Source organism: Deltaproteobacteria bacterium (assembly GCA_016213065.1).
Classification (GTDB): Bacteria; UBA10199; UBA10199; order SPLOWO2-01-44-7; family SPLOWO2-01-44-7; genus JACRBV01.
On the sequence record JACRBV010000047.1, the window covers coordinates 1 to 5,430 of the forward strand.

General features: G+C 44.6%; 7 protein-coding genes. 6 read left to right on the plus strand and 1 reads right to left on the minus strand.

What is annotated here, in order from left to right:
• The 3 genes from HY877_02430 to HY877_02440 all read left to right on the plus strand — a co-directional run.
• On the plus strand, positions 1-576 hold a 576-nt coding region (locus HY877_02430; GenBank protein MBI5299140.1), incomplete at its 5' end, for a purine-nucleoside phosphorylase.
• Complete coding sequence (gene hemC / locus HY877_02435; protein MBI5299141.1) at positions 573-1,505, plus strand: hydroxymethylbilane synthase; 933 nt, start codon at positions 573-575, stop codon at positions 1,503-1,505. The genes HY877_02430 and hemC, both read left to right, overlap by 4 nt.
• A complete protein-coding gene (locus tag HY877_02440; GenBank protein MBI5299142.1) occupies positions 1,477-2,226 on the plus strand; it encodes a uroporphyrinogen-III synthase in 750 nt (249 codons plus the stop codon). Before hemC ends, HY877_02440 begins: the two co-directional genes overlap by 29 nt.
• 126 nt (positions 2,227-2,352) lie before the next feature.
• On the opposite strand, the gene HY877_02445 is transcribed toward HY877_02440, so the two are convergent.
• On the minus strand, positions 2,353-3,090 hold the full coding sequence (locus HY877_02445; GenBank protein MBI5299143.1) for a hypothetical protein: 738 nt from the start codon (positions 3,088-3,090) through the stop codon (positions 2,353-2,355).
• Positions 3,091-3,183: 93 nt separating this feature from the next.
• Between HY877_02445 and HY877_02450 the strand changes: the two genes are divergently transcribed.
• From HY877_02450 to purS, 3 genes are all read left to right on the plus strand, one after another.
• Positions 3,184-4,476 carry an adenylosuccinate lyase gene (locus HY877_02450; protein ID MBI5299144.1) on the plus strand — a complete coding sequence of 431 codons (1,293 nt, stop codon included), beginning with the start codon at positions 3,184-3,186 and terminating at the stop codon, positions 4,474-4,476.
• The gene (locus HY877_02455) at positions 4,473-5,183 is read left to right on the plus strand and encodes a phosphoribosylaminoimidazolesuccinocarboxamide synthase (protein ID MBI5299145.1); all 711 of its coding nucleotides are present in this window, start codon (positions 4,473-4,475) and stop codon (positions 5,181-5,183) included. The genes HY877_02450 and HY877_02455 overlap by 4 nt, the downstream gene beginning before the upstream one ends.
• Before the next feature lie 70 nt (positions 5,184-5,253).
• The coding region (gene purS, locus HY877_02460; GenBank protein ID MBI5299146.1) for a phosphoribosylformylglycinamidine synthase subunit PurS at positions 5,254-5,430 on the plus strand (177 nt) is incomplete at its 3' end.

The following is a 5,430-nucleotide window of genomic DNA, read 5'->3' on the forward strand; positions in this document are numbered from 1 at the left end:
TTGACTCCTCAAGAGGTAGTCTTCCCCTATTTTGTTTTGAAGGAGTTGGGAGCGAAACTTCTGGTGACCACTAATGCGGTGGGTGGGATTCGAAAGGATCTAGATGCGGGAGATATTATGGTGGTGGAAGACCAGATCAATATGATGGGGACAAGTCCTCTCATCGGTCTTACCGTACAGCGTTCCGAAAATCAGTTTCTCAGCATGCAAAAAGCCTTTGATCCGGAGTTGATCGCGCTCACCTCATTAGTGGCGAAAAAACAAAAAATAAAATTGAAAAAAGGAGTTTTTTTGGGAACGACGGGACCCAATTATGAAACGCCCGCGGAAATTAAAGCTTTTAGAAATCTCGGAGCGGATTCGATCGGCATGTCGACAATTTTTGAAGTGATTACTGCGCGTTTTTTGAACCTGCGTGTTTTGGCGCTCAATATTATTACAAATCCTTCGGCAGATCGTCATACTGGGGAAATGAAACACGCCGAAGTTTTGTCTGCGATGCAAAAAGCCGAAGCGAAAGTTTTGAAATTATTGGAAGGAATTTTTAACCAACTATGTCAAAAGATTTTAAAATGAATTTACGGCTTGGTTCTCGCGGTTCGCCGCTGGCACTGGTGCAGGCAAATTTTGTTGCGGCGGCACTTCGACAAAAATTTCCTGATATCACGGTTAACATTGTCACCATTCAAACTTCCGGAGACCGGTTCACAGGAGAGAAGTTGGCGGATGCCGGTGGCAAAGCGCTTTTTGTCAAAGAAATTGAAGAGGCTCTGCTCAACGGGACCATTGATTTTGCGGTGCACAGTCTTAAGGATCTTCCCGGAGATATTCCGGAAGAATTGATTTTGGCCGCGTTTCCAAAAAGAGAAGATTCAAGAGACTGTTTTGTTTCACTTCAGTTCAAATCTTTTGATGCACTTCCCAAGGGTGCTGTTGTCGGCACAACAAGTCCCAGAAGAGAGGTGCAAATTTTTACATTGCGTCCAGACCTTCAGATAAAACCGATCCGTGGGAATATCGATACACGTTTGAAAAAAATGGAAGCGGGAAATTACGACGCCATTATTTTGGCCGCCGCCGGTTTGAAGCGTTTGGGAAAACAGGAAATTATTCGCCAATATTTTGATCCGGGTTTTTTTATTCCGGCCGTGGGGCAGGGGATTTTGGGAATTGAAACTAAAAAAAATCGCTCTGATCTGATTCGATGTTTGCGCGAAGCGTTGAATGATTTGGAAACAGAATTTGCGGGAAAAGCAGAGCGCGCCTTTTTGAAAACAATGGGTGGCGATTGTTTTACTCCGCTCGGTGCTTACGCCCGCGTAGAGGGTGGACATGTGAAGTTGCTCGGTTGGTTGGGAAATCCCGACGGAACAAAAAATATTCGGATGGAAAAAAGGGCCCCTGTGGATCAGGTGAAAAAATTGGGAGTATCGATGGCGCAGGATATTTTGGAGCGAGGTGGAAAGGAGATCCTCGATGCGATTGCTTCTCACCCGCGCGCGTGATCAAAGTCTTGATCTCAAAAAAAAACTCGAAAACAGTGGTTTTCAGGTGGAACTTTTTCCCCTCATTGAAATTCAGAAACCTTCCGATGAAGCACGGGCCCTGCAAAAAAGTCTTCACCATATCGCCGATTATCAATGGCTGATTTTGACGAGTGTTTCTGCTGTGAAAGCAGTTGCAGAATTTCTTCCTTCACCCCCTGAAAAATTAAAAATTGTTGTAGTTGGTCCCAAGACAGCGGCGCTGGCTCAACAATTGGGATGGAAAATTTTTTCACCTGAAAAAAGTAAAGGAGGAGAAGGACTGATTTCTTTCTTCGAAAAACAAAAAGTGCGTGGTGAAAAAATTCTGTATCCCCGGTCTTCCATAGGCAGAGAGGAATTGGTGGTGGCCCTCCAAAAAATGGGAGGTTCTGTTGATGTTGTAGAAGCTTACCAAACGGTGGGTGCGAGAAAAAGTGGTGACGATTTGAAAAAAGTTTTACAACAGGGCATTGATGCAGTTTTATTTTTTAGTCCTTCCGCCGTAAAACAATTTACGACACTGATTTCCGCAGACGACTTTTTGTTACAAAAAGTTGAATGTATTCCTTTTGGCGAAACAACAGCAATGGCTCTTCAAGAAAATCATTTGCGCGCGGATTTTGTTCCGTCGCAATCTTCAGAAGATATTTTGGTTTCAGAGTTGAAAGAGTTTTTTAAAAGCACCTCTAAAAACCTATGAAAACCACAATTTGTCATTCCTCGCTGTGCTTCGAATCCACTTTGTTACCAAGTAGGTCTTTCACGGAATTTGCACTGAGCGAAGCGAATGTGTTCAGGATGACAAGCGGGGTTTTTAGAGGTGCCCTTAAATCTCAGGAATAATTTGAACCGTTCCTTTTCCTTCCAATTCGACACTTCCCAATGGAGGATCAGGAAGTTGGTAACGTTCAATGTTGAAAGTCAGGGTGGAGGTGTCCTTGTGAAGGCGATCTACAGGTATTTTCAAGTCTCTTAAGGAGGGAACAATTCTTTTCAAAGCGCCGGAGACCCATTTTTCAGGAGTGCCTTTTGTATTGAACTTGGCTTTGGGTGCATCGGAAAATTTGCAGTTGGATTCCCAATTTTCCAGAATATTTTCGTCTATCTTCACATCGATGCGCACATTTTCATCGTCGATCTTGTTGAAAATAATTTCCATCGGAGTTTCTCCGACACCAATTTTGAGCTGACATTCGCCCGTGGGCCATTTGGCCAGAAAACCTTTTACACTTGTGATGATGGTTCCTTTTGTTTTGACAATGTCGATTTTATTTTTGATCAAACCCTCAGCATGCCACTTATAGGTGGCGATAAAACTGTCGGGAGATTCCGCAAAAACATAATTTAGATCGACATTGCCATCGAGAACGACTTTGAACGGTTCGTCCATATCGCCTTTCAACATTTCGGGAGGAGGACCTTCGTTGGGAGGGACTTCAGGAGGCGTTCCCTCAATATGCTTTAGAACATCCTGCTCATTAATTGGAACTTGCGCTCCAAGGTGGGCTCCACCCAAGGTTACAATAAGGGCGGACAACAAAAGATATCGAAATTTGCTTATCACAAGGTGCCAAGATATTGTGCCTCCTCAAGAAAATCAACAGGTTTTCACCACTTCCATGTTGTAATTATCCCCAATTTTTGCTCTAAGTCCCGCGTGATTCCCCGCTATTCCAGAAAAGAAATGTCCTCTCTTTGGAGTGATGAGGCGAAATGGAGCCATTGGCTCGAAATCGAAATTTTGGTCTGTGAGGCTTGGGTCAAAGAAGGGAAAATTCCACTCGCCGCCGCCAAAAAAATCCGCTCCAAAGCGCGCATCCATGGTGCCAGAATTGATGCGTTGGAAAAAGAAACGCGTCACAATGTCATTGCTTTTGTCAGTGCTGTTGGCGAAACCGTAGGTCCTGAATCACGCTACCTTCATTTTGGTCTCACTTCTTCCGATGTGCTGGATACAGCGCTTGCCTGCCAGTTAGTTTCTGCCACGAGTTTGCTTGAAAAAGGTCTCAAAGAATTACTTCAAGTTCTGAAGGCTTTGGCCTTGAAATATAAAAAGACGCCCATGATGGGACGAACTCACGGCATTCATGCCGAGCCGATCACTTTTGGACTGAAAGTGTCAACTTGGTACGCCGAACTGACGCGCCAACTGGAGCGTTTAAATCAGGCAAAAGAAACAATCGCCATTGGAAAACTTAGCGGAGCGGTAGGAACTTATGTGCATGTTCCCACCACCGTTGAAGAAACTGTTTTGAACAAACTTGGATTAAAATCGGAAACGGCTCCCACACAAGTGGTGTCACGCGATCGCCACGCTTTTTATTTTGGAGTGTTGGCAGGAGTGGCGGGTTCCATCGAAAAAATTGCGGTGGAAATCAGACATCTTTCCCGCACGGAAGTTCAGGAATTGGCGGAACCGTTTGGCAAAGGGCAAAAAGGTTCTTCGGCCATGCCCCACAAACGGAATCCCATTTTAACGGAAAATCTCACGGGGCTTGCGCGTCTCGTCCGTGCGTATGCGGGTGCCGCGTTTGAAAATGTCGCCCTTTGGCATGAAAGAGATATTTCGCACTCCAGTGTGGAGAGGGTAATTGCCCCGGATGCCACCATCACTCTTGATTTCATGATTCATCGTCTGCTCGAAGTTTTGAAAAATCTGGAAGTTTATCCGGAGAAGATGAAACAAAACATGGAAGCCACCCGTGGCGTTGTTTTCTCGCAGGAAGTTTTGCTGGCGCTCGTGGAAGCGGGAATCAGCCGTGAACAGGCCTACAAGATTGTTCAAACCCATGCCCTTAACGCTCTTAAAGACGGTGGCTCTTTTAAAACTTGTATTGCGAAAGATGCGACAGTAAAAAAATATCTGAAACCGAAAGATTTGGATCTGATTTTTGATTGGCAACGAAAATTAAAATCAGTTGATAAAATCATACAAAGGACTCTGAAATGAAAACGCTCCAAAAAATTTATGAAGGGAAAGCCAAGACTTTATTTACAACCGAAGATCCTGCGTTGCTCATCCAGTATTTCAAAGATGATGCCACCGCCTTTAATGCGCAAAAACGGGGAACGATTGTTAACAAAGGTGTGATCAACTGTGCCGTATCATCAACCCTTTTCCAATTTCTGGAAACACAGGGGATCAAAACCCATTTTGCGGGCAAGTTGAGTGACCGTGAAATGCTGGTTAAAAAAGTGGAGATTGTGCCCGTGGAAGTGGTCGTGAGAAATTATTTGGCCGGCTCTTTGGCCAAGCGGACCGGAAAACCTGAAGGAGAAAAGCTCTCCGAGACGCTGGTGGAATGGTATTACAAAAATGATGCGCTCGGAGATCCGATGGTAACGAAAGATCACATTCGCGTTTTCAAATGGGCCACGCCTGCGGAGTTGCAGAAAATTGAAACGCTGGCGCGAAAGATCAATGGATTGTTGGTCCCCTATTTTGAAAAGAGGGGACTAAAGCTTGTCGATTATAAATTGGAATTTGGTCGTTACAACGGTGAGATATTGTTGGCCGACGAAATCACGGCCGATGGTTGCCGGTTGTGGGATCTCAAAACCGGAGAAAAAATGGACAAAGACCGGTTTCGCCTTGATCTGGGAAAGATCGAAGAGAGTTATCAAGAAGTTTACAAAAGAGTTGTGAAGGCGAAATGAAAGCGAAGATGACCGGAGGTCATCCTGAACACATTCGCTTCGCTCAGTGTAAACTCCGTGAAGGATCTATATGAAAGCCAAAATATTCGTAACATTAAAAAATGGTGTACATGATGTTCAGGGAGAGGCGGTCTTGGGAACCTTGAAACATATGGGTTTTGAAGGGGTGCAGGAAGTGCGCGTTGGAAAATATATCGAACTGAATCTGAATGACGGGACAAAAACCAAGGCGGAAGAACAGGTAAAA

Coding starts and splice junctions, on each gene's coding strand:
- hemC (MBI5299141.1), top strand. CDS start 573: ATGAATTTACGGCTTGGTTCTCGCGGTTCGCCGCTGGCACTGGTGCAG.
- HY877_02440 (MBI5299142.1), top strand. CDS start 1,477: ATGCGATTGCTTCTCACCCGCGCGCGTGATCAAAGTCTTGATCTCAAA.
- HY877_02455 (MBI5299145.1), top strand. CDS start 4,473: ATGAAAACGCTCCAAAAAATTTATGAAGGGAAAGCCAAGACTTTATTT.